At 61.5% G+C, this 25,551-nt stretch carries 31 protein-coding genes; 13 read left to right on the forward strand and 18 right to left on the reverse strand.

Annotation, left to right across the window (positions count from 1 at the left end; genetic code table 11):
• Positions 1–264: 264 nt before the first annotated feature.
• The 7 genes from HBA54_RS12590 to flgB all read right to left on the reverse strand — a co-directional run bounded on the left by HBA54_RS12590 (position 265) and on the right by flgB (position 6,278).
• Complete coding sequence (locus HBA54_RS12590) at positions 265–2,625, reverse strand: hybrid sensor histidine kinase/response regulator (RefSeq protein ID WP_167225040.1); 2,361 nt, start codon at positions 2,623–2,625, stop codon at positions 265–267.
• Between the two features lie 209 nt (positions 2,626–2,834).
• The gene (gene flhB / locus HBA54_RS12595) at positions 2,835–3,920 is read right to left on the reverse strand and encodes a flagellar biosynthesis protein FlhB (RefSeq protein WP_167225042.1); all 1,086 of its coding nucleotides are present in this window, start codon (positions 3,918–3,920) and stop codon (positions 2,835–2,837) included.
• A 12-nt stretch (positions 3,921–3,932) separates the two neighbouring features.
• Positions 3,933–4,697, reverse strand: a complete 765-nt coding sequence (gene fliR, locus HBA54_RS12600; protein WP_167225044.1) for a flagellar biosynthetic protein FliR — start codon at positions 4,695–4,697, stop codon at positions 3,933–3,935.
• 5 nt (positions 4,698–4,702) lie between these two features.
• On the reverse strand, positions 4,703–4,969 hold the full coding sequence (gene fliQ, locus HBA54_RS12605; RefSeq protein WP_167225047.1) for a flagellar biosynthesis protein FliQ: 267 nt from the start codon (positions 4,967–4,969) through the stop codon (positions 4,703–4,705).
• A gap of 53 nt (positions 4,970–5,022) precedes the next feature.
• The gene (fliE, locus tag HBA54_RS12610) at positions 5,023–5,331 is read right to left on the reverse strand and encodes a flagellar hook-basal body complex protein FliE (protein WP_167225049.1); all 309 of its coding nucleotides are present in this window, start codon (positions 5,329–5,331) and stop codon (positions 5,023–5,025) included.
• Positions 5,332–5,419: 88 nt separating this feature from the next.
• Positions 5,420–5,827, reverse strand: coding sequence for a flagellar basal body rod protein FlgC (gene flgC / locus HBA54_RS12615; RefSeq protein ID WP_167225051.1), 408 nt, complete (start codon positions 5,825–5,827; stop codon positions 5,420–5,422).
• A 73-nt stretch (positions 5,828–5,900) separates the two neighbouring features.
• On the reverse strand, positions 5,901–6,278 hold the full coding sequence (gene flgB / locus HBA54_RS12620; RefSeq protein ID WP_240932662.1) for a flagellar basal body rod protein FlgB: 378 nt from the start codon (positions 6,276–6,278) through the stop codon (positions 5,901–5,903).
• A gap of 188 nt (positions 6,279–6,466) precedes the next feature.
• Here flgB and csrA point away from each other — a divergent pair, with 188 nt between their 5' ends.
• The 6 genes from csrA (at position 6,467) to HBA54_RS12650 (ending at position 9,447) form a co-directional block, all read left to right on the forward strand.
• Complete coding sequence (gene csrA, locus HBA54_RS12625; RefSeq protein ID WP_167225055.1) at positions 6,467–6,736, forward strand: carbon storage regulator CsrA; 270 nt, start codon at positions 6,467–6,469, stop codon at positions 6,734–6,736.
• 171 nt (positions 6,737–6,907) lie between these two features.
• Positions 6,908–7,351: an EscU/YscU/HrcU family type III secretion system export apparatus switch protein gene (locus HBA54_RS29055; RefSeq protein ID WP_322096034.1), complete on the forward strand. Its 444-nt coding sequence runs from the start codon at positions 6,908–6,910 to the stop codon at positions 7,349–7,351.
• On the forward strand, positions 7,348–7,689 hold the full coding sequence (locus tag HBA54_RS12635; RefSeq protein WP_167225057.1) for a hypothetical protein: 342 nt from the start codon (positions 7,348–7,350) through the stop codon (positions 7,687–7,689). Before HBA54_RS29055 ends, HBA54_RS12635 begins: the two co-directional genes overlap by 4 nt.
• A gap of 25 nt (positions 7,690–7,714) precedes the next feature.
• Positions 7,715–8,089 (forward strand): flagellar biosynthetic protein FliO, encoded by a 375-nt coding sequence (locus HBA54_RS12640; protein ID WP_167225059.1) that lies wholly within the window; start codon positions 7,715–7,717, stop codon positions 8,087–8,089.
• Entirely contained in the window at positions 8,086–8,844 is a 759-nt protein-coding gene (gene fliP / locus HBA54_RS12645) for a flagellar type III secretion system pore protein FliP (protein WP_167225061.1), read from the forward strand. Before HBA54_RS12640 ends, fliP begins: the two co-directional genes overlap by 4 nt.
• A 132-nt stretch (positions 8,845–8,976) precedes the next feature.
• Positions 8,977–9,447 (forward strand): hypothetical protein, encoded by a 471-nt coding sequence (locus tag HBA54_RS12650; protein ID WP_167225064.1) that lies wholly within the window; start codon positions 8,977–8,979, stop codon positions 9,445–9,447.
• Positions 9,448–9,474: 27 nt separating this feature from the next.
• On the opposite strand, the gene HBA54_RS12655 is transcribed toward HBA54_RS12650, so the two are convergent.
• The 9 genes from HBA54_RS12655 to HBA54_RS12695 form a co-directional block, all read right to left on the reverse strand.
• Positions 9,475–13,017: a tetratricopeptide repeat protein gene (locus tag HBA54_RS12655; RefSeq protein WP_167225066.1), complete on the reverse strand. Its 3,543-nt coding sequence runs from the start codon at positions 13,015–13,017 to the stop codon at positions 9,475–9,477.
• On the reverse strand, positions 13,014–13,781 hold the full coding sequence (locus tag HBA54_RS12660) for an OmpA/MotB family protein (protein WP_167225068.1): 768 nt from the start codon (positions 13,779–13,781) through the stop codon (positions 13,014–13,016). The genes HBA54_RS12655 and HBA54_RS12660 overlap by 4 nt, the downstream gene beginning before the upstream one ends.
• A 4-nt stretch (positions 13,782–13,785) precedes the next feature.
• Positions 13,786–14,463 (reverse strand): OmpA family protein, encoded by a 678-nt coding sequence (locus HBA54_RS12665; RefSeq protein ID WP_167225070.1) that lies wholly within the window; start codon positions 14,461–14,463, stop codon positions 13,786–13,788.
• 7 nt (positions 14,464–14,470) lie between these two features.
• Positions 14,471–15,130, reverse strand: a complete 660-nt coding sequence (locus HBA54_RS12670) for a protein phosphatase CheZ (RefSeq protein ID WP_167225072.1) — start codon at positions 15,128–15,130, stop codon at positions 14,471–14,473.
• Positions 15,131–15,159: 29 nt separating this feature from the next.
• Positions 15,160–15,549, reverse strand: a complete 390-nt coding sequence (locus HBA54_RS12675) for a response regulator (protein WP_167225074.1) — start codon at positions 15,547–15,549, stop codon at positions 15,160–15,162.
• Positions 15,550–15,662: 113 nt separating this feature from the next.
• Complete coding sequence (locus HBA54_RS12680) at positions 15,663–16,304, reverse strand: MotE family protein (RefSeq protein WP_167225076.1); 642 nt, start codon at positions 16,302–16,304, stop codon at positions 15,663–15,665.
• Between the two features lie 40 nt (positions 16,305–16,344).
• Positions 16,345–16,899, reverse strand: coding sequence for a DUF6468 domain-containing protein (locus tag HBA54_RS12685; protein WP_167225078.1), 555 nt, complete (start codon positions 16,897–16,899; stop codon positions 16,345–16,347).
• A complete protein-coding gene (gene fliM, locus HBA54_RS12690) occupies positions 16,899–17,972 on the reverse strand; it encodes a flagellar motor switch protein FliM (RefSeq protein ID WP_167225080.1) in 1,074 nt (357 codons plus the stop codon). The genes HBA54_RS12685 and fliM overlap by 1 nt, the downstream gene beginning before the upstream one ends.
• Positions 17,973–18,029: 57 nt before the next feature.
• Entirely contained in the window at positions 18,030–18,548 is a 519-nt protein-coding gene (locus tag HBA54_RS12695; RefSeq protein WP_167225082.1) for a flagellar basal body-associated FliL family protein, read from the reverse strand.
• Positions 18,549–18,844: 296 nt separating this feature from the next.
• Between HBA54_RS12695 and flgF the strand changes: the two genes are divergently transcribed.
• The 4 genes from flgF to flgH are packed head-to-tail and all read left to right on the forward strand — an operon-like array spanning position 18,845 to position 22,208.
• Positions 18,845–19,570, forward strand: a complete 726-nt coding sequence (gene flgF, locus HBA54_RS12700; protein ID WP_167225084.1) for a flagellar basal-body rod protein FlgF — start codon at positions 18,845–18,847, stop codon at positions 19,568–19,570.
• Positions 19,571–19,600: 30 nt separating this feature from the next.
• Positions 19,601–20,386, forward strand: coding sequence for a flagellar basal-body rod protein FlgG (flgG, locus tag HBA54_RS12705; RefSeq protein WP_167225086.1), 786 nt, complete (start codon positions 19,601–19,603; stop codon positions 20,384–20,386).
• A 14-nt stretch (positions 20,387–20,400) separates the two neighbouring features.
• Positions 20,401–21,411, forward strand: a complete 1,011-nt coding sequence (flgA, locus tag HBA54_RS12710; protein WP_167225088.1) for a flagellar basal body P-ring formation chaperone FlgA — start codon at positions 20,401–20,403, stop codon at positions 21,409–21,411.
• 14 nt (positions 21,412–21,425) lie between these two features.
• Entirely contained in the window at positions 21,426–22,208 is a 783-nt protein-coding gene (gene flgH / locus HBA54_RS12715) for a flagellar basal body L-ring protein FlgH (protein ID WP_167225090.1), read from the forward strand.
• A gap of 107 nt (positions 22,209–22,315) precedes the next feature.
• On the opposite strand, the gene dksA is transcribed toward flgH, so the two are convergent.
• Positions 22,316–22,732, reverse strand: a complete 417-nt coding sequence (gene dksA, locus HBA54_RS12720) for an RNA polymerase-binding protein DksA (RefSeq protein ID WP_167225092.1) — start codon at positions 22,730–22,732, stop codon at positions 22,316–22,318.
• Between the two features lie 151 nt (positions 22,733–22,883).
• On the reverse strand, positions 22,884–23,297 hold the full coding sequence (locus HBA54_RS12725) for a flagellar assembly protein FliX (RefSeq protein WP_167225094.1): 414 nt from the start codon (positions 23,295–23,297) through the stop codon (positions 22,884–22,886).
• A gap of 247 nt (positions 23,298–23,544) precedes the next feature.
• Here HBA54_RS12725 and HBA54_RS12730 point away from each other — a divergent pair, with 247 nt between their 5' ends.
• From HBA54_RS12730 to HBA54_RS12740, 3 genes are read left to right on the forward strand one after another with little or no spacing between them, the layout of a single operon-like run.
• Positions 23,545–24,723 (forward strand): flagellar basal body P-ring protein FlgI, encoded by a 1,179-nt coding sequence (locus tag HBA54_RS12730; protein WP_167225096.1) that lies wholly within the window; start codon positions 23,545–23,547, stop codon positions 24,721–24,723.
• 2 nt (positions 24,724–24,725) lie between these two features.
• Entirely contained in the window at positions 24,726–25,052 is a 327-nt protein-coding gene (locus HBA54_RS12735; protein ID WP_167225098.1) for a rod-binding protein, read from the forward strand.
• Positions 25,049–25,510, forward strand: coding sequence for a hypothetical protein (locus tag HBA54_RS12740; RefSeq protein ID WP_167225100.1), 462 nt, complete (start codon positions 25,049–25,051; stop codon positions 25,508–25,510). Before HBA54_RS12735 ends, HBA54_RS12740 begins: the two co-directional genes overlap by 4 nt.
• The last annotated feature ends 41 nt before the right edge of the window (positions 25,511–25,551 follow it).

Genomic DNA, 25,551 nt, shown 5'->3' on the forward strand with positions numbered 1-25,551 from the left:
CTGGGCCTTCACCCTCACCGCCACCGCCTGCAATCTTGTGCGAATACCAAAGCTCCTGGCCCAAACATGAGACCAACGCTCCACCAAAGCGCCGATCACCCGGGATAGACCAGCACCCAAAACCACCCTCATAGGGGGCTGACCTCAAACCAAGGCCCAAAACCCTATACGTCAGACTTTTTCAGCAGCCTGCTAACTGTTTGATGGCGATCGGATCATGTTTTGGCGCAACCACGAAGTGGTTTCGTCAAAACATGATCCGATCTAGTCGCCGAGAACTTCCTTCACCTTGCCGGCCAACTGTTTGAGGCTGAAGGGTTTGGGCAGGAAATGGATGCCGGCATCCTCGTCCAGGCGCTTGCGGAAGCTGTCTTCGGCATAGCCTGAAATGAAGATGACTTTCAGATCCGGCCGCTGCGCCCGGACCTGCTTTACCAGACTGGGCCCATCCAGACGCGGCATCACCACATCGGTTACCAGCAGGTCGATGGGCTCGCGCTCGCCCGCCAGCATCTCCAGCGCCGTCTCGCCGGAGTTGGCCTCCAGCACATTATAGCCCTTATTGCGCAACGCCCGGGCGCTGAAGGCGCGCACCGCATCTTCGTCCTCGACCAGCATCAGCGTGCCGGCACCGGTAAGATCGCGGCGGTCCTGCGCATCGGCATCGGCCATGCTCTCCACCACCTCTTCCTCGGCGGCCTGGGGCAGATAGATCGAAAAGACCGTGCCTTCATCAATAGTACTGTCAACGAAAACGTAACCGCCGGTCTGCTTCACGATGCCATAGACCGTTGACAGACCCAGGCCGGTTCCCGCCCCGACCTCCTTGGTCGAAAAGAAGGGGTCGAAGATGCGGACCAGGTTTTCCGGTGGAATGCCGCAGCCGCTGTCCACTACCTCAATCAAGGCATAGTTGCCCGGCGGCATCGCTTCGTCTTTGGATTTGCGCTCCACGGTAACCTGCTCGATGGCGGTGCGGATGGTCAGTACCCCTCCCCCCTCCATGGCATCGCGCGCGTTCACGGCAAGATTGATGATCACCTGCTCAAGCTGGCCCTGGTCGGCCTTGATCATCCCCAGATCGCGCCCATGGCTCATCTTCAGCTCGATGTTCTCGCCAATCAGGCGGCGCAGCAGATGAGACAACTCGGCCAGGATATCGGTAATGTTGAGAAGCCTGGGCTGCAGCGTCTGCTGCCGCGAGAAGGCGAGCAGCTGGCGCACCAGATTGGCGGCCCGGTTCGCATTCTGCTTAACCTGCATGATGTCCGCGAAAGACTGGTCACCCGGCCGGTGGCGCAGCAACAGCAGATCGGAGAAACCGATCATCGCGGTCAGCAGATTGTTGAAGTCGTGCGCGATCCCGCCGGCCAACTGACCAACGGCCTGCATCTTCTGTGACTGCGCGAACTGCTGTTCCAGGTTCTTCTGTTCGGTGCTGTCGATGAAGTGAACGACAAACCCGTCCAGGGAACCATCGACCCCCTCCATGCGGTTGACATAGAGCGAGCAGATCTGCTCCTCCTCACCCGCAAGATGAGCTTCAAGAGGCCCGGCAAGGCCGGCATCGCCGCCCTTGCCGCTAGGCGCCAGAACCTGACGCAGGGCTGCAACGTCGTCTTTGGCCAAGAGGTCGAAGGTCGAGACAGAGCGGAGCTCGTCGGCCGGTTTGCCGATCAGCCTGCCGAAGGCATCGTTGCACTCCTGAACCGCACCCTCCGGATCGATCAGCACGATACCGGCCGGCGCCTTGGCAAACAGCTGCTCGAAGCGGCGCTCGGATTGCTCAAGAGCCTCGGCCATGGCCTCTTCGCGAGACAGGTCGCGCACGACGGAACGGGTGCGCAGCACGGCCCCGCCATCGCCGTGGACCACGTCCTGGCGTATCGATGCGCGAAAGCCCTCGCCGTTCGCCCCCTTCAGGATAACTTCACCCTGGGAACGCCCCCCTTCGCCGAAAGGATCAAAGGGCGAAGCACCACCCGGCAAGGTATCCTGCACCACGTCGTGCAGCCGGATGCGGCCCAGCTCCAGATCGTTCTGGGCCAGGCCCAGCCACTCGCAAAGCGTATGGTTGGCGAAGAGAAAACGCCCCTGCGCATCGCAGGAATAGAACCCGACCGGAGCGTTTTCCAGAAGATCGACGAAACGCTCCTGCTCCTCGCGCATGATCTGTTCCATCTGGCGCCGCGGTGTGATGTCGTCCACCACCCAATAGACGCAGCCGGGATGATCCGGCAGGGGGTAAGCGGCGACAAAGCGCCAATCGTAACCCTCGTCACCGGCGCCCTGATCGTCGCCGGCCCGACGCGAAGGCACCCGGATCTCGATAGAACCGGCTATGCCCGTGCGGGCCTGCTCAGCCAGTTGGCGAATCTCGCCGCTGGCCTCTGCGTCGTCTGCGACCTGTTCGCCCAGCAGATCGGGGATGGGACGGGTATCCCCGACAAAGAAGTGATCCAGCGCCGGGTTTGCCAAGAGCACACGCCCCTCGGCGGAAACCACCTGCCAGGGCTTCGGCACAGCGGCGAAAACCGCACGGCAGAGGCTGCGCCGTTGCAGCCAAAACCAGGTCACTGCTGCGCCGGCCAAGCCACCGAGCGTAAAGCAAAGCAGTTCCAGCACTAGTGGCGCCCCCGCCGGGCCAAGCGCAGCGGTTCAGCGGCAAAAGCCGGCAAATTCGGATATCCTCGGATCATCCCCTCGATCCTACTCTTCCAATGGTTAACCAAGATTAACCACGACGGCGGAGTCTTGGGCAAGATGATTGGCGTCAGGGGATTGGTTTCGGTGCCAGTGTCGCAAGCCGGGATCCCTGGTGGAGCGCCCTGGTATCAGCGCCGCGTCCGGCCTTTGAGGCCACGCCTCATATTCATCACGTAACCGATGATCTCAGCCACTGCCTTATAGTGCTCGGGGGGGATCTGATGGTCGATCTCCACGGCAGCGTGCAGGGCACGGGCGACCGGCGGATTCTCGACAATGGGAATATCGTATTCCTCGGCCAGCTCGCGGATCCGGAAGGCGACGTTGTCGACGCCCTTGGCCAGAAGCTTGGGCGCCTCCATGGTGACCTGATCGTATTTCAAAGCGACCGCGAAGTGGGTCGGGTTGGTAATCACGACATCCGCTTCGGGCACCGCAGCCATCATGCGTTTGCGGGCACGCTCGGCACGGATCTGCCGCAGACGCCCCTTGACCATGGGATCGCCCTCGGACTGCTTGTGCTCGTCTTTGATCTGCTGCTTGGTCATGCGCAGCTCTTTGTGGTGCTGATAGCGCTGATAGAGCACGTCGATCAAGGCGATGATGCTCATCACCGACAGGACCCCAATGATGACCTTCACCGATTCGTACTTCACCATCAGCAGGACAGCCGCCACATCCATGCTCGGCATATCGAGCACCATGTTCCGGTCCGGCCAGATGATGAGCGTGACGACCACCCCGACGATTGTAAGCTTCAAAAGGCCCTTGACGAAGTCGGTCAGCGCCCGGCTGGAGAACATCTTTTTGAAGCCTTTCTTGAACCCGATGTTCGAAAGCTTCGGCTGGATCTGCTCGGTGGTGATGATGATGCCGTTCTGGATCGTGCCAGCCAGCAACCCTGCCAACAGGATGATCGCCAGCGGAATGGCCGAGACGCGCAAAATATCCACGGCCGTGCCGCTCAGCATCTCCTTCAGCGCGCCATTATCCAGGGGCATCAGGTGGGGTTGCTGGAGGTAGGGCTGCAAAAGACCGCCGAAGTCCGTCATCAGCGATTCGGAAAAAATGCCGACGACGATGGCCAGGGCAAGAATCATAAACCAGTGCGAGACTTCCTGCGAGCGGGCCACTTGGCCCTTTTCGCGCGCATCGCTTAGGCGTTTGCCTGTCGGTTCCTCTGTTTTTTGTGAGTCGTCGTCTTCACCGGCCATCTTCCGCGCGCCTCACCGCGGTCCGACGAAGGGTAGCGTAACTTCCTGAAAGCCGGTCATGAACCAGCCCATGACCGCCGGCAGGGCGATCATCAGGACCGCCAGGCCGATCAGGATCTGCAAGGGGATCGCGATGAAGAAAACCTGCATCTGCGGCATCAACCGCGACAGCAGGCCGAGCCCAAGGTTGAAAATGAGCCCGATAGCGACGAAAGGCGAAGCTATCTGGAACCCGAGCAGAAAAGCCTTAGAGACAACGCGGGAGATCATCAGCGACATATCGCCGGCAAGAAGCGGCTGGCCCGGAACGAAAAGCTGATAGCTGTCGATCACACCGCGCAGCAGGAGATGATGCAGGTCGAGGACAATGATGATCAGCAGGGCCAGGGTCGACAGGAACGAACCGGCGATCGACCCTTGCTGGGCCGCCGTCGGGTCGTTGGTCAAGGCATTGGCCAAGCCGGTCACCGTCGCGATGATCATGCCCCCGATCGAGAGCGCCGCCATCAGGATCCGCGCCACGGACCCCAGAAACAGGCCGATGAAGGCCTCACCAAAGACAAGAAGCAGCAGCCCGGTCGGACTGGCCGGCAAGGCCGGCAGCGATGGCGCAATCGCCGGATGGATCACAAGGGAAACGAGGAGCGCCAGCAACAGCCGGATCCGCATTGAAATATAGCTTTCGCCAAACCCCGGCATCAGCATCAGCGCGGTGCCCATACGCGTGAAAATCAACAGCAGCGCGAAAACCTGGGCAGGAAGCAGTTCGGCCAACATGCCGGCTAACCCAGGGCGATCATACGGTCGAAAAGGGTTTGCGAGAAAGTCGTCAGGCTGGTCAGCATAAAGGGCAACAGCATCATGAGCCCGACGAACATGACGATAATCTTGGGAACGAAGGTAAGGGTCATTTCCTGGATCGACGTCAATGCCTGAAACAGCGCAATCACCAGGCCGACCCCAAGCGCGATCAGCATCAGCGGGGCGCCGATCTTCAGCATCACATAAATCGTATCGCGACCGATCTCGATCGCTTCAGTGCCGTTCACTTTGCGGGTTTCCTGCGCTGCGAGAGGAGATTGACGTACACCTTCGCGCGGGCCTAGATCGGCATGCGCAGGATGTCCTGGTAGGCTTGAACGACCTTGTCGCGCAACGTGACGACAGTCTGCAGGGTCATCTCGGCCTTGGACACAGCCATCACCACCTCGGTCAGGTCCGCGGTACCGGCAGCCGCCTGCAGGGTCTGGCTCTCGCCCTCCAGCATGGTGTCGGCGGCCCGTTCAGCGGCACGGTGCAGCATCGACGAGAAGTCGGCCCCCCCCTGGTCACGGGCCTCCAGACCGGCGGCCCCGCCCTGACGCAGCATTTTGTCATAGGCCTGTACGGCCCCACTGGGATTCGTAATCATGGCACACTCCTTGAGGCATCAAACCTGCCTCTGGGAGCCATCCTGGCGGTCGGCACCGCCATCCTGGCGGTGCAATAAAGCTGCGCGTCTAGCGCAGGATATCGATGGTCTTCTGCAACATGGCGCGCGAGGATTCGATGACTTTCAGGTTCGCCTCGTAGCTGCGCTGCGCCTCTCGCATGTCGGACATTTCCATGAGCGAGTTGACGTTGGGTGTCAGGACATAGCCGTCCTCGTCGGCGGCCGGGTGGCCGGGTTCGAAGCGGCGGCCGAAGGCGCCGCGGTCTGCGACGATCGAATCGACCCGCACCGTTTCCACGCCGATCGCATGATCGAGAACGTTCTCGAAGGTAACCAGCTTGCGGCGATAGGGTTCGCCGCCCGGCGTCTGGGCAGTCGAGCCGGCATTGGCAATGTTCTCGGCGATCACCCGCAGGCGCGTTCCCTGCGAGCGCATGCCGGCCGCCGAAATGTTCAGTGACTTATCCAGATCCATTCTGCTCAGGCCTCCTGCTCTAGCGTGACCGGCTGACCGTTACCGGCGCCCGTCACCTACTGGCGCCCCTCACCTATTGACGCCCCGTCAGCGCCATCTTCATCATCGCCACCTGCTTGCGGTAGAGATTGGTGATGGCGTTGTAGTCGTTCTGCGTCTGGGCGACCTTGATCAGCTGTTCCTCGACGACCACCGCGTTGCCGGAAGGCGCCGTCTCATAACGCTCCTTCTGCTCCACACTTCGGTTGTCGACACGCAGGCTGGAGGTCTGGATATGCCCGGCCTGTGTCGCTTCCGGTGTCGCCAGCGGCATGGCACTGCGTTCGACCATCCGGCGAAACTGCTGCGGCTTCAGATCACGGGGAACGAAGTCCGGGGTATCGGCATTGGCAATGTTCTGCGCCAGCACTTTCTGGCGCTGCCCGAGCCAGTCCATACGGCTGGCAAGCAAACTGAAGATTCCCGGTTTCCCGTCCATGACGTTCCTGATCAAGCATCGACAAGTCTCAGAACCCTAGGAAACCCCCCGTTCCACGGGTCTCTAGCCCCTATGATCAAGCCTGCCTTGTTAAGAATCCGTAAAACGCGCTAAATTGGATATATTAACCATGGTCGGGGGGCCGGGGAGCCGAGAGGGCGATGCTTTATCTGACACGCAAAATCGGCGAGTCCGTGATTATCAACGATGATATCGAGGTCACCGTGGTGGATATCCGCGGCAAATCGATAAAGCTCGGGTTTACTTTTCCGAGTGATGCAACGGTCTTGCGGCGCGAAATTTTTGAGCGCATCCAAGAGGAAAACCGGGCCGCCGCCGCTGTCGGCAGCGAGGCGCTGGCTGATGCTATCCGGGATGCCGGCGGGACGGGTGTGCCATCTGACCCGCCAAAAAGCGAGACCGGCTCCTAAAGTATTCTAGGTCTTCGGTTTTTCTCGTCTACTGGCGGCCATCTCTAACCATTCATTAAGCATGATGGGTCACCATCGCTAAACCAGCGAAGCGGGCTTCGTTGGCGATACTTGTTGCTCTGCCCCTACGAGGCGGCCAGGGCAGGAAGATAAAGCGACACAGGACCCGGTGTGACCCAGAAAGACCGACCAAAACAGACGAAGCTTGGGGCCGCTGCAGCGGCCTCGAAGGGCGCCGCGCAGGCACCTGCCAGCCTGGCTATCGCACTGGAGAACGTGACCCCCCGGGCGCTGGAAAGGCTGTCAGAATCGGGGGAGACGTCAGGCGGCGACCGCGTATCCGGCGCCGGGCCCAAGATTACCGCATCCGGCCGTGGCGCCGTCGCCGAGCAGATCCTGCAGATCGCCTTTGAGCGCGGGGTCAAGGTGCGCAAGGACAGCGATCTGGCCGAGATTCTTTCGGTGGTCGAGGTCGAGAGCGAAATCCCGCTGGCCGCCCTCGCCGGCGTCGCAGAGATCCTTCGCTACCTCTACCAGACAGACGCGGGAGCCGGCCCCACATCGGACGCGGCGGCGCAGCCCGCAGCAACCTCATTCGAAGAGAAGAGATCATGACCCAGGAAGAACTTATGCAGCGCAATTCCATCGAATCGGAGATGGGCGCCCTTGCCAACCGTCTGCGTACGGCCCGCCAGACCCTGGCCAAGGGAACGATCGTCGATCTCGCCCCTATCGAGCAGGATGTGCGCTGGCTCTGCAGCTCGATCGAATCTCTTCCCGGCGCACAAAAGCGGGAGCTGCATCCCCGCCTGGTCGGGCTGCTGGAAGAGATCAACTATCTGGGCGAAAACCTGCGCGCCGGGCTGGGGGAACTGGCGCAGCTGCTGGGCGCTGCCGGCGAGCGCACGCGCGCGCTTTCCGCCTATGCCACACAAAAAATGAACAAGCCCTAAGCCGCCGCGGTCCCGGAGAGCCTTTATGGATTTTGCGGAGTACATTCGCTTCTTTATGGCGCTGGGCTTTGTCCTGCTCCTGATCACCGTTCTGGCTGCCCTGGTGCGCCGCTCGGGCCTTGGTGATCGGCTTGCCGTGACCAAAGGCGGCAGCGACCGCCGCCTCGCCCTCGTCGAGGTACGACCCTTGGACGCCAAGCGTAAGCTGGTGCTGCTGCGGCGCGACGACCGCGAGCACCTTGTACTTCTGGGCAGCGGCAGCGATCTGCTCATCGAAACCAACATACCGGCGGCGGCCGTACGAAACGACGAATCCACGGCTGCCGAGCCCACCGCACCTGCCGCAGGCGGAACCATCGTCGAGCGCGTCCTCACCAAACTGCGGGCGACACCGTCATGACCGGGTGGTACGCCGGCCAACGGTTTGGCCTTGCTGCGGTCGCCACGCTGGCCTTGCTGCTGGCGCCGGATCCGGCCTGGGCACAGGCCCTGACCTTCGACCTCGGCGCCGAGACCGCCGGCACCACGACCGGGCGGATACTGCAGTTGATCGCGCTGATCACGGTGCTCTCTCTGGCGCCCTCGATCCTGGTGATGATGACCTCATTCACCCGCATCGTTGTGGTCTTGTCGTTCCTGCGCACCGCCCTGGGGCTGCAGCAGACGCCGCCAAACTCGGTCATCGTCAGCCTCGCGCTCTTCCTCACCGCCTTTATCATGATGCCCACGATAGAGGCGGTCTATGACGAGGCCCTGGAACCCTTGATCGCCGAGGACATCACCGAATTCGAAGCGCTGGACCGCGCTCAGGGCCCGGTCCGCGACTTCATGATGAGCCATGTGCGCGAATCCGATCTGCGTCTCTTCCTCGATCTGACGGATACGGAGACCTTGGAAGACCCGGAAGCAACGCCGATGCGCGCCCTGATTCCGGCCTTCATGATCAGCGAGCTGCGGCGTGCCTTTGAGATCGGCTTCCTGTTGTTCCTGCCCTTTTTGATCATCGACATGGTGGTCGCTTCGATTCTCATGTCCATGGGCATGATGATGCTGCCGCCGATCATGATCTCGCTGCCCTTCAAGCTGATCTTCTTCGTCCTGGTGGACGGCTGGTACATGGTTGCCGGCAGTCTGGTCCAGAGCTATGGCGGATAACCTCGGATAAGCTGAGCCGGGTTGGGCGGAAATTCTCCGCCGGTTGATTCCTGTCGCGACCTTCCGGGGCCGGATAAACCGCGCTAAAGTGGATGCCGCTCAGCAGCAGCGCCATCTTTTCCGGAGGACCTCTTGCTCAGGATCTCAGCCGCCGTCGTCGCCGCCCTCACTTTGGTAGCGACGGCCCTGCCCGCCTCCGCTTCTGAGGCCGCAAACCGGGTTATCAATCAGGCGCGCCAGGACTGCCGCATGTTCGAGGAAGGTATTCTCGAAACAACGCCGCAGGCCATCGCCTTCGCCGACCTGACGGGAGATGCAATGCCCGAGGAAATCGTCGACGCCAGCCAGTTCTCCTGCTCCACCGCCGCCTCCCTGTTCTGCGGCACCGGGGGGTGTACCATCACCGTGATCGTAGATGGGACTGCCACCGAGTTCCTGGCGAAGGGCTGGAAGGTCGTCGACTGGGGCGGCCAGCCGATCCTTCTGCTGGCGGTTCATGGAAGCGCGTGCGGCGGCACAAATCTGCGGCCGTGTTTCGAGGCTTTGGTCTGGAGCGAGGGTGACTTCAGGTCGGTCGATCCAAGACCTGACAACGACCGATAGCTGTTTCAGCGTCTTCGATCAGGTTTTTCAGTTGACCTGACTGAGCTCACCATCCTTCAGGCGTTCACGGTAGTTGGCCATGAAATCCTGGGCCTGGGCCACTTTGCCCAGCTCATCGGCGATCGATGAGATCGCGCTTTTCTCGCCGTCGCCAACCAGCAGGTTGAAGGTGTCACTGTGCGGCCCCTTGGCCATCGCAGCGCCGTAACGCCGGTTGAGGTCTTCCAGCTCGACAGCCTGATTGGAAAGCATCAAAGCGACCGCCAGGTTGACAACCTGTTGGCTTTCGGACAGCAGCATCGCCCGCGCGGGCGGCAGCAGGGGAACCAACTTGGCAAGCGAATCAACAGCTTGCGGCCATTGACGCAAGCGCCAGTGAATGTCCGCGCGCAGCATCTCCGCGTCCAGGCTGTCGTCGCCCTCCAGCATTTTCAGACCGTCGTCTGCTCTATTCAGATCTGAAAAAGCCCGCGCGCGGAGTTGCCGGCGCTGCGCCATCAAGGCCGCATCGCCCCCTTCGGCCTCGCTGACCTCAAGCGCCGAGAGGCTGGCATCGGGATTATGGTTCAGCAGATGGATAAGGGCCAGGCGCGCACCGATCCTTGCCTTTTCTTCGCCTTCCAGGCGATAGCGAACCTGACCTTCCAGCAGCTCAGCGGCGCGATCCAAAAGGTCCACCTCGACCAAACGGTCTGCAAGGCCGGTGATCAGCCGATCACCCTCGGCACCGGCAGGCGTGAGTTCCTTGAACTCCTGGTAAAGCGCCAAAGCCCGAAGGGGCGGCACATCGGGGTCGCCGACGTCGCGGTAGATCTCAGCAAAGGTTTGGCGCATCTTCTGTGCGGAATCCCTGGCGCCGGGACTGTCGGGAAAGCTGGTCACCGCCTGTCGCAGCGTATAGAGCGCTTCACGGTGCCGGTTTTCCGCCACGTACAGATCCGCAAGGCGGCGCAGCAGGGTAAATTCGAACTGGTCGCCGCGCCAGGCGAAGCGCAACCGCTCCAATTCCGCGATGGCATCATCGGCGGACAGGGACCCGTCTTCCAGGCCAAGATCGACCAGAGCCAGGCGCGCGCGCGCCTGGGAGGGTCCATGACGGCTGTCGCGCGCGGCATTCCATAGCCTGCGCGCCTCCTCGGCGTTACCGCGAACGAGCTGCAAAGCACCCTGTACGACCTTCACCTGGGCCTCTTCCCTGCGATTGAGGTCTTCCCGGCGTAGAGCGCCGAGTTGCAGGGTCGCGGCAGCGTCGTCGCCCGACATCAAAAAGGCGTCCGCCGCGGCCAGCCGCAGCCGCAGTCTTATCCGCCGGGCATAGCTGTCGATCAGATCATCGGTGGCGGCGAAGCCGTTCGCCGCGGCTTGCCAGTCCTCGGCCTGAGCCGCGAGGGCGGCCTGCCAAAGCAGAGCTTCTCGCTCGCCGGCTAAAGAGGCATGCGCAAGCCCGGCCGCTGCTGCCCGGAAATCCCGTATAAGCCACTGGCTGGCTGCCTGCATCAGTCGAATTTCGGGGTCCAGGGCCAGACGCGGATGCTTTTCCTCAATAACCCCAAGCGAACCAAGGGCTTCGCTGTCGAAACCATGCGCAAAATGAAAGCGCGCCAGCTCAACTCTCTGGACTCCCAGCTGATCGCCGCTGCTGCCGATCATCGCGCCCAACAGGTCACGGCGCTGAACCTGGTAGTCGTCCAGAGAACCGCGACGCCAGGCGACAAGATCGAACAGGCGCGGTTCTGTCTGCTCCGCTTCGCCGCGCCGCACGGCCTGGCGTTGCTGCGGATCGGAAACCAGAAGGCCGTTGGGGTCTCGAACCAGAACGCCGCTGCGGATCACGGCAACCTGCAGGCTGGATGCAAGCGGCTGCAGGACCACCCCCTGTTGGCTCTGAAGGCTGCGAAACTGGGGATAGGCGTAGGGCAGCGTCATCCCCATCCCCGCTCCGCGGGTGGGCACAATGACTAGACGATCGCCGGCGTCGGGGTCGGTCACCCAATGCAGCCGTTCGGCGCCCGACAGGGGAAAACGGACCCTGCTGTACTCCTTCTTCTCGACGACCGGTGCGGCCAAAGCCTTTTGCGGCAGGGTACTGCGGGGCCGCAGATCGACGATCCAGCTGTTGCCGTCCCGGGTAAGACGCGGGGCCACGGTCGGCAGAGCGCCGATCACCATCACTGTCGCACTGCCGGCTTCCACAAGGCGAACACTGCCAAGGTGGGGCGCGGTCGCTGCGATAAGCTTCACCAGGTTGCGTGGCGGTGGGCGATCAAAGGTGAGCCAAAGGTTCTCACCCCGTCGGAAAGCCGCCGCCGCAGTGGGTCGGTCCCAATCAAAGGTCAGAATCACCGGGACAAAACGGTCGGCAGTCGGGCCCTGAGCGGAAGAACTCTCGAATGTGATGACAGGCTCGAGCGCCACCGTCAAACGGCTGCGGGCAGAGTCAGCAAAGTCTACCGCCGTCGCGGACGTTTGCCCGTAGAACTGCGCGGCGGCTTTTTCATCGGTAGCCGAATCCTTCCCGGCCGATGCGCCAACCGATGCTGTCTGCAGGCCTGCCGGGGGCGATGAAGCCGCCACCCTGCCCTGCTCCGCCGACTCGTTCTCAACCACCTCCGGCGCCGGTGCTCCGGCTTTACCGCCCATGGACTCCGGAACCAGGGATGTAGGGCTGGCGGCCTTCGCTTTACTGTCGGCGGCCTCGGCCGGACCGGTGGCCGCCTCTGTCGGCAGAGCTGCCTCCTTCTCCGCGGCGGCGGCGGGCGCGGGCCGGGGCGTCACATCCGCGACCTTGGGCTTATCCTTTTGCGGCGCTACGGCCGCCTTGGCCGGCGCGGCCTGCTTGGCGGCAAGGACATCCAGGATAACCTTGGTACCACTGCGCTGGACGCGCAGTTGCGAGCTCTCAGGCAAGGTGATGCTGACGCCGTCGGGCTCGGCCGAGACCGCAGCGATCTGCGGCAGGCCTTTGGGTCTCACGGCCGAAGTATCGAAACGCGCCTGCCGGTCGAAGACGATGCGCGCGCGGCCGGGGCTCTCCTCCAGCCGGCTGGCGACCGCATCCGGCCAATCGAACACCAGGCGGCTGTACTCGGGATGCCTTCCGCCCCGTACCTTTACCGTCGGAAGCGCCGCCGTCTTCGCATCGGCCACAGTTTCGCCAGCAGTTTCGCCGGCAGTTTCAGCAGCGGCTTTGGCTTTCTGCGGTGCAGCCACGTCCTCGCGGCGTAATTCCAAGACCACCTTCGGACCGGCGCGGAAATGGTTCATGGCGAGCGCGCCGGTCAGACCAAAGCTGAGGCTGCGACCGTTGTCCGACACCTGCGGCGGCTCCGCATAACCGCGCAGGCCGTTGCGCAGCGGCTCACCGGCAAAAGCGGCTTCCTCCGCGAAACTGACGATCAACCGTCCCTCTTCAAGACGGGCTTCGTAACCGACCTCACGGGGCCAATCGAATACGATACGCCCATGGTCCGGGTGTAAACCGCCCCGCATGGTAACCGGCTCGGCCGCCTGAAGAGGCGGCCCCCAAAGACCAAGTATCAGGAAAAGCCCAAGCAGCCGAGGAAACATCATCGCCGCTCCGCCGCATAAGCATGGATGATGATATCCACCCGCCGGGCCGCAGCCATGCTGGCGGCAGTATCGCCGCCGTCGGGTGGCGCCTGATACTGGGCGTGACCATAGCCGCGCACCAGAATCTCACCCTGATACCCCGAAGTCGCGAGCATTTCGGAGAGCGCCGCTGCCCGGGCCAGCGAAAGCTCCCAATTTGTCGCAAAAGTACGCTTGGGCGGCGCCGGGTCGGCGTAACCGGCGACTTCGACGACATTGCTGAGATTGCGCAACACGCCCCCCAGGGCGAATATCGCGGCCTGTGCTTTGTCGTTCAGGGCCGTGGAGCCGGAGGCAAAAAGAAGGTCGCCGGGCAACGACAGGACGATCCGCTCGTCCCCTCGGTCGATCTCGGCCTTGGCCAGGATCTCGTCTTCTTTTACCTGATCTTTCAGAAGATTGGCGAGGTAGTCCAGATCCGTACCGGGAATACGTTCGACAGCTTCCGCGTCCCGGTCGCTGCTCGGCATTGCCACTGTGACTTCCTGAACACTGGACAATCTTGGCGACAAGGCCTCAATCAGATTCTGCCAATCATCGTCGTTGATCGTCGACATCGAATAGAGCAGCACGAAGAAGGTCAGCATCAATGCCGTCAAGTCGGTAAAGGTCAGCAGCCAGGCCTGACCGCCGTCATTCGCCTTTCCCCGGTAGGCTGGAGACCCTTGAGACAGGTCCAACCAGACAGGGCCGCGTCCGGGCTGTGCTTCGCCTGACCGGGACATGATCCTATTCGCCCCCTGAAGAGTCGGCAGCACCGCCGTCACGGGCCGGCGGAAGCGTGAAATGAATGCGGATGCTATCGGCAAAGGACGGCAACAGACCTGTCGAAAGACGCGCTGGAGGCAGCGCCTCGCGCTCGAGCGCCGTTACCAGGGCGCCGGCACGGCGCAGGGCCAGAAGCCGACCCTGGCTATCGCTGCTTCCCCCCGCAAGCCCATAGAGAAGGTCGACACGGTAATCCTCTCCGGCAAAGCGGTTGTCGCTTAGCACCACCGCAATGGCCGCCAGGGTATCAAGTGCCTCTCCATCGATCACCGCACTGCCGTCGGCGAAGAAATCCGCGATCGGCATGTCGATCTGCAGGATGCGATTGTTGGCTGAGTCGTTGCTCTCCACGATCGGCAAAGTCTCGTCGAACAGGCGCCCAAGTGCCTCGACAACGTCGTCTGAGCCATCCATGACACCCAGGCCGGCCGCGCCGATGGAAACGCTTTGCTGAGCGGGAACCACGCCACGGAAGGCTTCACGAACGCTGTCCAACACCGCTGTGCTGCGCTCGACCTCGAAACTCGAAAGGGCGTTCAACAGAATGAAAAAGGCAAGCAACAGCACCTTCAAGCTCAACAGCGCCATGATATGGCTGTTGCTCTGCCTTTGGCCGGTATGGTGTTGCACACCCGCCATGCCGGGTTCACCCGAAAAGGGCGTCGATGTCGTCCTGGCTGATCGCAGCCTCCGGCATTTGCGGCCCGTTCAACAGATCCTCGTCGGGGCGCGCGGGAGCACCGCTGGGTGTGGTGGTTTTCTTTTCCGGCTCTTTGGGTCGCTCGCTGCGCTTGATGTCGTCGCCGAAGGCATGAAGCAGGGCATCGACCTTCTCTTCAACCTTCTGCAACGCCGTCACCACCTTGGTGATCCGCTGACCGGTGATATCCTGAAAGCCGCAAGCCTCGAAGATCGACGTCACTGCCAGGGAGATTTGCTCCGCAACCTCCGGCGGCATCTTATCGGTAAGCCCCTCGATGCTTTCAACGGCTTCAAAGATGGTGTTGGTCGCCTGCTCGGTCGATCCGACAATGGCTGTCAGCTCATCGGTCGCCGCAGGAATATGCTCATCATTGATATCGTCCGGACGCAGATCCGCAATCTCGGCGCGGGCCGTATTGATATAGAGAGCCAGAGCCTCAATATCGGCATAAACCTTCAGTCCATCCGCAGACAGGTCACCCTGAACACTGTCCACGATCGACTCGACGATCGCGACAAGCTCTTCAGGATCGACCGACCCGTCAGCCTTCTGCAACACTTTCAATTGTGCTGCTATTTTCTCTTTGACCGCCGCGACAGCCATAATACGGCTCCTTACGCTGATGGGGGAGCTTAGAAATTACCGAGAACAGCAGAAAGTTTGGTCTTCAGCGTCGCCGCGTTGAACGGCTTGACGATGTAGTTGCTCACACCCGCTTCCTTGGCGGCGATCACATTCTCGGTCTTGCTTTCAGCCGTGATCATGATGAAGGGCAATTCCTTCAACTTGGTATCGGCGCGCACTTCGGTCAGAAGCTGCATGCCGCTCATCGGCTCCATGTTCCAGTCGGAGATGACCAGATGATAGTCCTTGTCACGCAGCTTCTGCAGCGCGGCGCTACCGTCGGTCGCCTCGTCCACGTTGTTGAAACCAAGCTGCTTCAGCAGATTGCGAATGATCCTAAGCATGGTCTTGTAATCGTCCACGATCAGGATCGGCATACCCATGTCGACTGTCGACATAACTCACTCCCGTAAAAGAATTCAGCCCTAGAAGGCGCGTATCCGTCTGCAGCGAAACTAGTCAATCGGCGTTAATAGTCAGTAAAAGGCACTGGAAAAGCTTGTGAATCGCCCTAATTCCGCGGGATCGGCAGCTCCCGCCGCTGCGCCAGTTCAAGGGTGACGGTCTTGGCGCGCTGCGGGTTCATCTGTGCCAGGATCGGCGCGGACTTACGCTCTTTCATGCGTTCGATCACCTCCAGCAGCACTTCCATATCGAGCTCTTCGAAGATGCGGGCCGCCTGTTTGGGCTTCATGCTCTCGTAGATCTTGACGAGGCTCTTCATCTGGGTCTCGCTCTGCTCGTCGTGCTCAACCAGCAGGGCCTCGATCGACTGCTGAAGACCTTCCAGCTCGCGGATCTTCTGCTCGATACGCTGCTCCGCCGCCTTCAGCAGAACCTCACGCTCGTCCACCTCGCGGGCGCGCTGTTCGAGCTCCTCGCGACGCTGGGACAATGCCTGGAGAAGCCCCAACTCCTCGTCGGTCAGATCGAAGAGGTCAGAGGAGAGGTCGGTGATCTGTCCTGCAGGCACGGGCGTATCCGCCACTGTAGCCAGCTCCTGGGGCGCGTCCCCCGTCGAAGCCGCTGCATCCGCCGGCTCTGCCGCCAAAGCCAGCGTGGGGCCGCCGACGCCCTGCCAGATGCCGGCAAGCTTCGCCGTCATACCAAGGCCGGCAATCAGGATAAAAACAGGCAGAAGCCTAAGACGCATTGTGAAAACTCACTTGGTAAAAACTCACTTGGGTTTCACCTCAGCGCATCGCCTGAAGCGTGCGCATCAGCTCACTGTCCGACCCTGAGAGCTTTCTCTTGGCCAGCTTGGCGAGCCCGCTCACCGGCTTGGCAGTCTCCGATGCAGCGGCGTGCTGGCTCTGGGACTGCGTTCTATCCATCTTGGTGATATCCATCGGCGCGCGATGAAGCTGCTGCTTGGCAAGTTTCTCGACAGACCGCGACTCCTCACGCTCCAGCTTGCGCGAAGCCGCGACGGCGACCTCCAGCCGGTCGGCAATCTCATGGCCTTTCTTGACCAGGAAAGCCATCTCGTCAGCCAGGCGGCAGGCATCGTCCACATTCTTGGCCAGACCTTCGCCGGCATCGACGCTGCGCTTTTTCAGCGTTTGCAGGCCGCCCTCCGCCTGGCCGGTCGCGGCCGTGAACTCGGTGATCATCTTTTCCATGTCACCACGTGCCGAGCGTAATTCGCTCAGTTTGCGGTTCAGGACCATCGCATAGCCAATGGTCGTCACCAGCAAAACGCAGATGGCGATATCGAAAACAAGACCGTAATCCTGTAACCAGATCATTAGGATTCTCCCTCACGCACAATCTTGTCGGCCACCTGCACGGCGATATGGCTGTTGCGGCGGCCCATGCGTCCCTTGAACATCGAGACGTCGCCGCAGCGCAGTTCAACTTTCGAATTGGGGCTGCAGTTCAACTCAAGTTGACTGCCTTCAACCCACTCCAGAATCTGTCCCAGCGGCATCTCCACCTGATCGAGAACCGCATCGATGCTGACATCGGTCTGCCAGAGTTCCGCCGTGAGATGGCCTTCCCAGATCGAATCCCGGCCGAACTTCTCACCCATGAACATCTGCAGCAGCAGCTCGCGCACCGGCTCCAGCGTGGCATAGGGAATCAACAGCTCGATCAGTCCACCCCGGTCTTCCATATCAACGCGCAGCGTGACCACGATGACCGCGTTGGCCGGGCGCGCGATGGTCGCGAAGCGGGGGTTGGTCTCCAGGCGGTCGAAGCGGAATGTAACCGGTGAAAGCGGGTCGAAAGCGGCCGAAAGGTCGGCCAGCACGACATGAACCATGCGCTCGACGAGATTGCGCTCGATGGTCGTATAGGGCCGCCCTTCGATCCGCATCGCCGCGGTCCCGCGCCGCCCGCCCAGAAGGACGTCGACGATCGAGTAGATCAAGGCGCTGTCGACGGTCATCAGGCCATAGTTGTCCCACTCCTCGGCCTTGAAGACAGACAGCATCGCCGGCAGCGGAATTGAGTTCATATGATCACCGAAGCGCGCCGAGGTGATGTTGTCCAGGCTGACTTCCACATTGTCGGAGGTGAAGTTCCGCAAGGAGGTGGACATCATGCGGACAAGGCGATCAAAGACCACCTCCAGCATCGGCAGGCGCTCATAGGAAACCAGGGCGGAGTTGAGAATCGCCTGGATACCGGATTCGTCGCCCTCGTCCTCACCACCACCGGCAACGCCGAGAAGACTGTCGATCTCGTTCTGATCGAGGACACGCGCAGAGCCGGCAGGGGCGGCCGCCTCGGACGCGTCGCCACCGCCGTCGCCGTCGGTCTCGTCCTCGTCGGCCATGGCTTCCCACTCGGCCATCATTGCTTCATCGTCGGCCATCTAGCTCAGCATTCCTCGTTCATCGGCCTTAGTATTGCCCGTGGTTCGATGCGGCCCCTACTGAACCAGCATCTCTTTGAACAGGACGTCTCGTACCTGAATCGGCTGCGCTGACGTGTTGACCCGGATCAGCAACTCTTCACGCAACCGCTGCAGGCCCGCCGATCCGCGCAAATCTTCGATCCGGAGTTCGCGCAGGTAGACCTGGAAGTTATCGACGATGCGGGGCAGCAGCGTTGCGAGCTCCGCGCGATCCTCTTCGCGCGCCAGCTCCAGGCTGATGGAGATCTTAAGGTAGGTGTTCTTGCGGCCGCTGGAGTTCAGGTTGACCAGCATCTCCGGCAGGTCATAAAACACGGCTTTGCTGGCGACCGGCGCGACTTCTTCCTCGGCTACCAGCTCCGGGTTCTTGCCCAACAGCGGGTCCAGAAGCCCCGCCAGATAGGCGCCAACGGCACCACCGACCAGCAGCAATATCGGTAAGATAATGAAAAGAACGAGCTTCTTGCCATTCATCCCCGATTTCGGGGTGGCTTCAATCTCTATATCGCCTGTCGCTGCAGCCTGATCGGCCATCACTGTCAACCTATTCAGTTATTTTGAGTTTTCGACTGCCAAGAGCCTACGGATGGTTGGTTAAGACTTTGTTGAAAGAAGCGGATTCCGGCGCTTTTAGCGGTCACGGCAAGATCTGCCCGGCAAGCCCTGCCAGATGTCGATGAAACAGTGGATCGAAATGGCCCATGACAACCCTAACATACTGAAAATACTTATTTTTCAGACTGGCATGGCGCTTGCGTCAGTGACAGGGCCGGGCAAGCAGCCCGACAACTGCCCAACTGCTAACAGCCCAACGAGCGTCAGGTAAAATCATGGAGAATGCAGGTTACATAGCGCTATCGCGCCAAATGGTCCTGAGGCGGGAGATGGATGTGATCGCCAACAACATGGCGAACCTCAACACCCCGGCCTACAAGGGCGAAAGCATGCTTTTCGTCGAGTACCTGGAAAAGACCGATTCCGGGGAAAAGATGAGCTTCGTTCAGGATATCGGCCTGGTCAGGAACCTGACCGAGGGAAACCTGAGCGCCACCGACAATCCGCTGGATACGGCTATTTCCGGCGATGCCTACTACGAGGTGGAGACCCCGCTGGGCCCCCGCTACACCCGTAACGGCGCATTCCGGCTGAATGCGGAGGGTGAACTGATCACCGTGAACGGCGACAAGGTCCTGGGTGACGGCGGCAATCCCATCACTCTGCCGCCCAACAGCCGCGATGTGACCATTACCCGCGACGGAACGGTATCCACCGACCAGGGCCCGGCCGGCAAAATCCGCCTGGCCCGCTTTGAGAACGAGCAGGCCCTGATCAAACAGGCCAACGGCCTCTACGAGGCGGACGGCCAGGACGCCCTGCCCGCCGAAGGGTCGGAAGTCGTCCAGGGCATGGTCGAGGACTCAAACGTCGCCGGCATCATCGAGATGACAAAGATGATCGCCACGGTGCGCAGCTACAGCTCGACCGGCCGCATGGTCAATAACGAACACGAACGCCTGCGCCGGGCCATCCAGGCGCTGGGCAGCCCCGCCCGATGATAAGCCCCGGGCATAGGTGAGGATGAAATCATGAGATCATTGAATATTGGCGCAACCGGCATGCTGGCTCAGCAGCTGAACGTCGAGGTTATCTCGAACAACATCGCCAACATGAACACCACGGGTTACAAGCGCCAGCGCGCGGAGTTCCAGGACCTGCTCTACCAGAACATACGCCGCGTCGGCTCGGCCTCCTCGGATGCGGGGACCATCGTCCCCACCGGCATCCAGCTCGGTCTCGGCGTGAAGTCGGCCGCGATCTACCGCCTGTCCGGCCAGGGCAATATCCTGCAGACGGAAAACCCCCTCGACCTGGCGGTCAACGGCCGCGGCTTCCTGATGGTCGAGCTGCCGAACGGCGATACCGCCTACACCCGCGCCGGCTCACTTCAGCTCAGCCCCGACGGCGACATTGTCACCTCCGACGGCTATGTGGTGCAGCCGGGGATCACAGTGCCGGAAGACGCCCAGGCCATTACGATCAACGAAAGCGGAGAGGTCTATGCTGACCTCGACGGCCAGACAGCCCCGCAACGTGTGGGGCAGCTGGAACTGGCGAACTTCGCCAACGAAGCCGGCCTGGACGCCATCGGCAACAATCTGCTGCTGGAGACCAACGCCTCAGGCCAGGCATCGGTGGCAACGCCGGGGTCTGCCGGTTTTGGCCGGATCATTCAGGGTGCTCTGGAAACCTCGAACGTCAATGTGGTTTCAGAGATCACCAACCTGATTACCGCACAGCGCGCCTACGAGATGAACTCCAAGGTCATCGAATCATCGGATGAGATGATGCGCAGTGTGAGTCAGCTTCGCTAAGGATTGAAATTGTGATGCACAAGTTCCTTTCCACATTGCTGATCGTCTCGTCCCTGGCGGCAGCGCCGGGCGCCGGTGCCGCCAGTGGCGGCGCGATCAATGGCGATGCAGAAAATGTCGACACGAAGGTCGCGACCTTGATCACCCTGAGAGGCGAAGCCATCGTCGAGGATCGGGTCGTGCGGCTTGGTGACCTTTTTGACGGCATCGCCGAAGCTGCCCTCGCGGAAACGCCGGTCGCCCATGCGCCCCGCCTCGGCGACACGGTCGATATCGGCGCACGTTGGCTGTTCGCCGTTGCCAAAGCCCACGATCTGGCATGGCAGCCGCGATCCCGCTATGACCGCATCACGGTGCTGCGGGCAAGCAGCAAGATCGTCACGGCGGACATCGAGGCTGCAGTCCGCCAGGCCCTGGCCGAGCGCGGACTGGACGGCCAGTTGCAGTTGGCGCTGGATAACCCGAGCGTGGCAATGCAGGTGCCGACATCCAGTGAACAGAGCCTGGCGGTCACCGGCCTCACGGTGGACCGCAACAGCGGCCGCTTCATCGCCCATGTCACGGCCCCGGCGCACGGCGAGCCTCAGGCACGGGCCTCGGTGACCGGCCGGGCCTTGAAGCTTGTCGATGTTCCCGTACTACGCCGCAACCTGAGGCCCGGCGACGTGATCCGCTCCGGCGACATCGAGTGGATCAGCATGCCGATCAACCGCATGACCCGCGGCACCGTCAGTGAGCAGCAAGCCCTGGTCGGCATGAGCCCGCGCCGTCCGATCCGGTCTCAGCAGCTCATCCGTACCTCAGACCTGCAAACCCCTGTCGTGGTGGCGAAAAACAGCTTGGTGACCATTCGCCTGCAGACATATCGCATGGAACTGTCGGTCAAGGGCCGGGCCATGGAAGACGGCGCCGAGGGTGACGTCATCAGGGTGATGAACACCAAATCCAACAGCGTCGTAAACGCCGTCATCATTGACGCCGGCAACGTGACCGTAACCCCGCTCACGACCGCCAGCGGCAATTGAGGAGAGCAAGAGAGATGACATCCGATATTCTGACAAAGCCGACGAAGATCCTGCCCCTGCTGCAGCGCAGCCTGTTGCTGGCCCTCATCGGCTTTTCCCTCAGCGCCTGCAACATGCTGACCCGTCTCTCCGAGGTCGGCGAGGAACCCAAACTTTCGGCGATCGACAGCCCCGCACCGTTGGCCGGGCCGCAGGCCGTGTCCCTGCCGATGCCGGCACCGGTCGAGATCGAGCGTCAGCCGAACTCCCTCTGGCGGCCGGGCTCTCGTGCTTTCCTGAAGGATCAGCGCGCCAGCAATGTCGGCGACATCCTGACGGTGATCATCGAGATCCAGGACAATGCGGCGATCAACAACACCACGACGCGGACCAGAACCAACGCCGAGGATTCCTCTGCCAGCGCCTTCCTGGGCTACGAAGCCAGCCTTGCGCAACTACTGCCCGAGGCGGTCAACCCAACCAACCTGGTCGATCTCGACAGCACCTCAACCTCTGAAGGCAGCGGCGGCGTCAACCGCAACGAATCGATCAATCTGCGCGTCGCGGCGCTTGTCACCCAGGTTCTGCCCAACGGCAATCTGATCCTGGCCGGCCGCCAGGAAGTACGGGTGAACTACGAAAAACGCGAGCTGCAGGTCGCCGGAATCATTCGTCCGGAGGACATCACCTCGCAGAACACCATCGGCTATGACCAGATCGCCGAAGCCCGCATTGCCTATGGCGGCCAGGGCCAGATCTCGGATGTCCAGCAGCCGCGCTACGGCCAGCAGGTCTTCGACATCATCTGGCCGTTCTAAGGCGCCCTTTCCGCCTTCAACGCATAAGCAAAGGGCCGCGTCGATGACGCGGCCCTTTGACTGTTTGATCTTCTGTTCTGCTGCGTAACTGCAGCCCGGCGGCTGTCTCAGTCGTCGCGATGCGTACGTTCCATACGCTCGTGACGCTCCTGCGATTCGATCGAAAGCGTGGCAATGGGCCTCGCTTCCAGACGGCGCAGTGAGATCGGTTCACCGGTTTCTTCGCAGTAGCCGTAAGAATCCTCTTCGATCCGGCGCAGTGCCGCATCGATCTTGGAGATCAGCTTTCGCTCACGATCACGTGTCCGCAATTCAAGCGAACGATCGGTTTCCAAGGAGGCGCGGTCGGCGATATCTGGTTCATGCAACGACACCTCCTGCAGGTGCTGCAGCGTCTCTCCCGATTCGCGTTGCAGCTCATCCTTCCATTGCAGGAGTTTCTGGCGGAAATACTCGCGCATACGCGGGCTCATAAAAGCCTCGCGCTCGCTGGGTCGATAGTTTTTAGGCAGCTTGACAGTCATCCCTGGTCCTGTTGATGAGTACCAAAACGCGCCGGGAGTATATGGAATTTGCCTTCCCCGGCAAGCCTCTGAAATCATCAAATCTTCTTGCGTCCGTAGCCGCGGCCGCAAAAGCGGGCAGAAAGCCTCCTACCGGGCTTGCCGATGCCGGTCAGCGCCCTCTCTTGGCCAGCTCGACGGCTGCGCGGATCTCGATTTCGTTAATGATTTCAGCTAGTTTAGGGTCTTCGACATCATCTTCCCGCTGTGCGAGCAAATCGGCAAGCTGTTCTAGTTTGCCGATAGATACCGAGCCAAGAACAAGCGAAAGTCGCAAATCTTCCAACTGGTCGAGAATATCTTCCGCCCGCTGTCGGCCTTTGCTGGGCTGTTCGGTGGCATCGCCCACCTCTTGCAGGGCGAGCAGCGCATTGACCGTTTGGGCCGGCGCGGCCGCTGAACTGCCTTGGCTCTGCGACGTCGATCCAGCCAATGCCTTGGCAAAGCCGCCGTCCCCCGTGGCGGAAGAGGCGCCGCTGCGCCGCTTTGAGGAGGTGCGTGCCCCTGAAAGGCGATCGATCTTCATACCCTGCCCTGCGCTCGGTGTTTCTAGGGCGACACTGCGCCGACGCGGTTAACAAGCAGTTAAACCTCTGAAAAAGCGGCAGAATTTTCCTATGCCTTCAGGACGTTTTTTGCCCCTGGGACGAAGCCCCTTCCGGCCCCGTACCACCAATCTGGCGGGAAACCGCCGTTTCGGGCGCTTTTCCCGACTTGGCACGCCTTTCGCATTCACACCACCGAGTACAGAACCTTTTCGTTGGAAGAACCTGATGACCTTTGCCTTGAACAAGCCCCAGTCCATCCAGCCCAAACGCCGAATCGGTGCCGGCCGCCTGCCGCTGGTCCAGCTGCTGTGCTTTGCGATGTGCCTGCTGCTGGGGGCCACCAGTGCCGCGGCCCAGGGGCAGTCGAGGATCAAGGACGTGGCCGACTTTGAGGGTGTACGTGACAATATGCTGGTCGGCTACGGCCTGGTGGTCGGCCTGAACGGCACCGGCGACGACCTCGGCAGTGCGGTTTTCACCCGCGAGAGCCTGATCGGCATGCTTCAGCGCATGGGTGTCAATGCCCGCGACAACGACCTGGACACCGACAACGTGGCGGCGGTGATGGTGACCGCCGACCTGCCCCCCTTCGCCCGCCAGGGCACGCGCATCGACATTCAGGTCTCGGCAATCGGTGATTCAGAGAGCCTGCTGGGCGGCACCCTGCTGGTGACCCCACTGCTCGCCGCCGATGGCGAGGTTTACGCCGTCGCCCAGGGCGGCATTGCCGTCGCCGGATTCAGCGCCGCCGGCAACGGCGAAACGGTCGTGCGCGGCGTCCCCACAGCCGGCCGGATCGCCAATGGGGCCATCATTGAGCGCGAGCTGGGCTTCGAGCTGGAACAATTGCGCTCGGTCAAGCTGTCCCTGCGCAATCCGGACCTGACCACCGCGCGGCGCGTTGCCGACGCGATCAACAAGTTCACCGGCGAGACGGCCGCCCGCTCTCTGGATCCGGCGACCGTGCGCATCTCGGTTCCGGCTAAGTACAACGGCGACACCGTCGCCATGATGACCGATATCGAGCAGTTGCGCATTCGCGCCGACCAGCCGGCCCGCGTCGTGATCGACGAAGCCTCTGGCATCATCGTGATGGGCGAGAACGTGCGCATCAGCACTGTTGCAATCGCCCAGGGAAACCTGACGATCCGCATCACCGAGACCCCCCAGGTCAGCCAGCCCAACGCCTTTTCCAACACCGGCGACACTGAAGTTGTGGACCGAACGGATATCCAGATTGACGAAGATGCGGACAACCGCCTGGCCGTCGTTCCCGCCGGTGTCAGCCTGCAGGAGTTGGTGAACGGCCTGAACGCCCTGGGGATCGGGCCGCGAGACATGATTTCCATACTTCAGGCAATCAAGGCCGCCGGTGCTCTGCAAGCCGAGATCGAGGTGCTTTGATCATGATCGAAACCTCAGGCAATCCAATCCTCGCCGGCCTGAAATCGGGCGCGGCACTGTCGGAAAAGAACCGCACGGATGTCACGGCAGAAGAGCGGGCGGCGATGAAAGCGGGCGAAGAGTTCGAAGCCCTGTTCATCGCCGAGATGCTCGGCCCTGTCTTTGAAGGACTGAAGTCAGATGGCATGTTCGGCGGCGGCTCCGGCGAGGAAATCTACCGCTCCCTGATGGTTCAGGAATACGGCAAAGCCATCGCCCGCTCCGGCGGCATCGGCATTGCCGAGACGGTTCAACGCGAAATGCTCAAGATGCAGGAGATGCAGTCATGACCGAGCAAGATCTTCAGACAGTTCCCCCTTCCCCGGCGGAACTGCGCCAGATCATCCAGCTGGTCGAGGACCTGACGGCTGTTATGAGCCGGGAAGTCGATCTTCTGCGTGCCATGCGGGTGCGCGACTTCGGCGAACTTCAGGATCACAAGCTGTCGCTCGTGCAGAGCTATGAGAAGCAGACCGCACCGCTGCGCAGCAACCCCGCCTTCGCCAAGCTGATCGACCCCCGATTGCGTGATGAACTGACCGATGTCATGGAGCGCATGCACGCCGTCATGAGCGAAAACGAAATGGCGATCAACGCGGCCCGCAGCGCCAATCAGCGCATCGCGACCGCCATCGTCAACGCCGTACAGGGTGAGCAGAGCGAAAACAGCGGCTACTCGAAGAGCGGCGGCGTCAACCAGTCGACATCTCAGCCGCCGGTGTCGGTACAGATCGATCAGCAGCTCTAAGCCGATACCAGTGACCCAGCGGATCAGACCAAAGCGGGACG

Source organism: Pelagibius litoralis (assembly GCF_011683915.1).
Lineage (GTDB): Bacteria > Pseudomonadota > Alphaproteobacteria > Kiloniellales > Kiloniellaceae > Pelagibius > Pelagibius litoralis.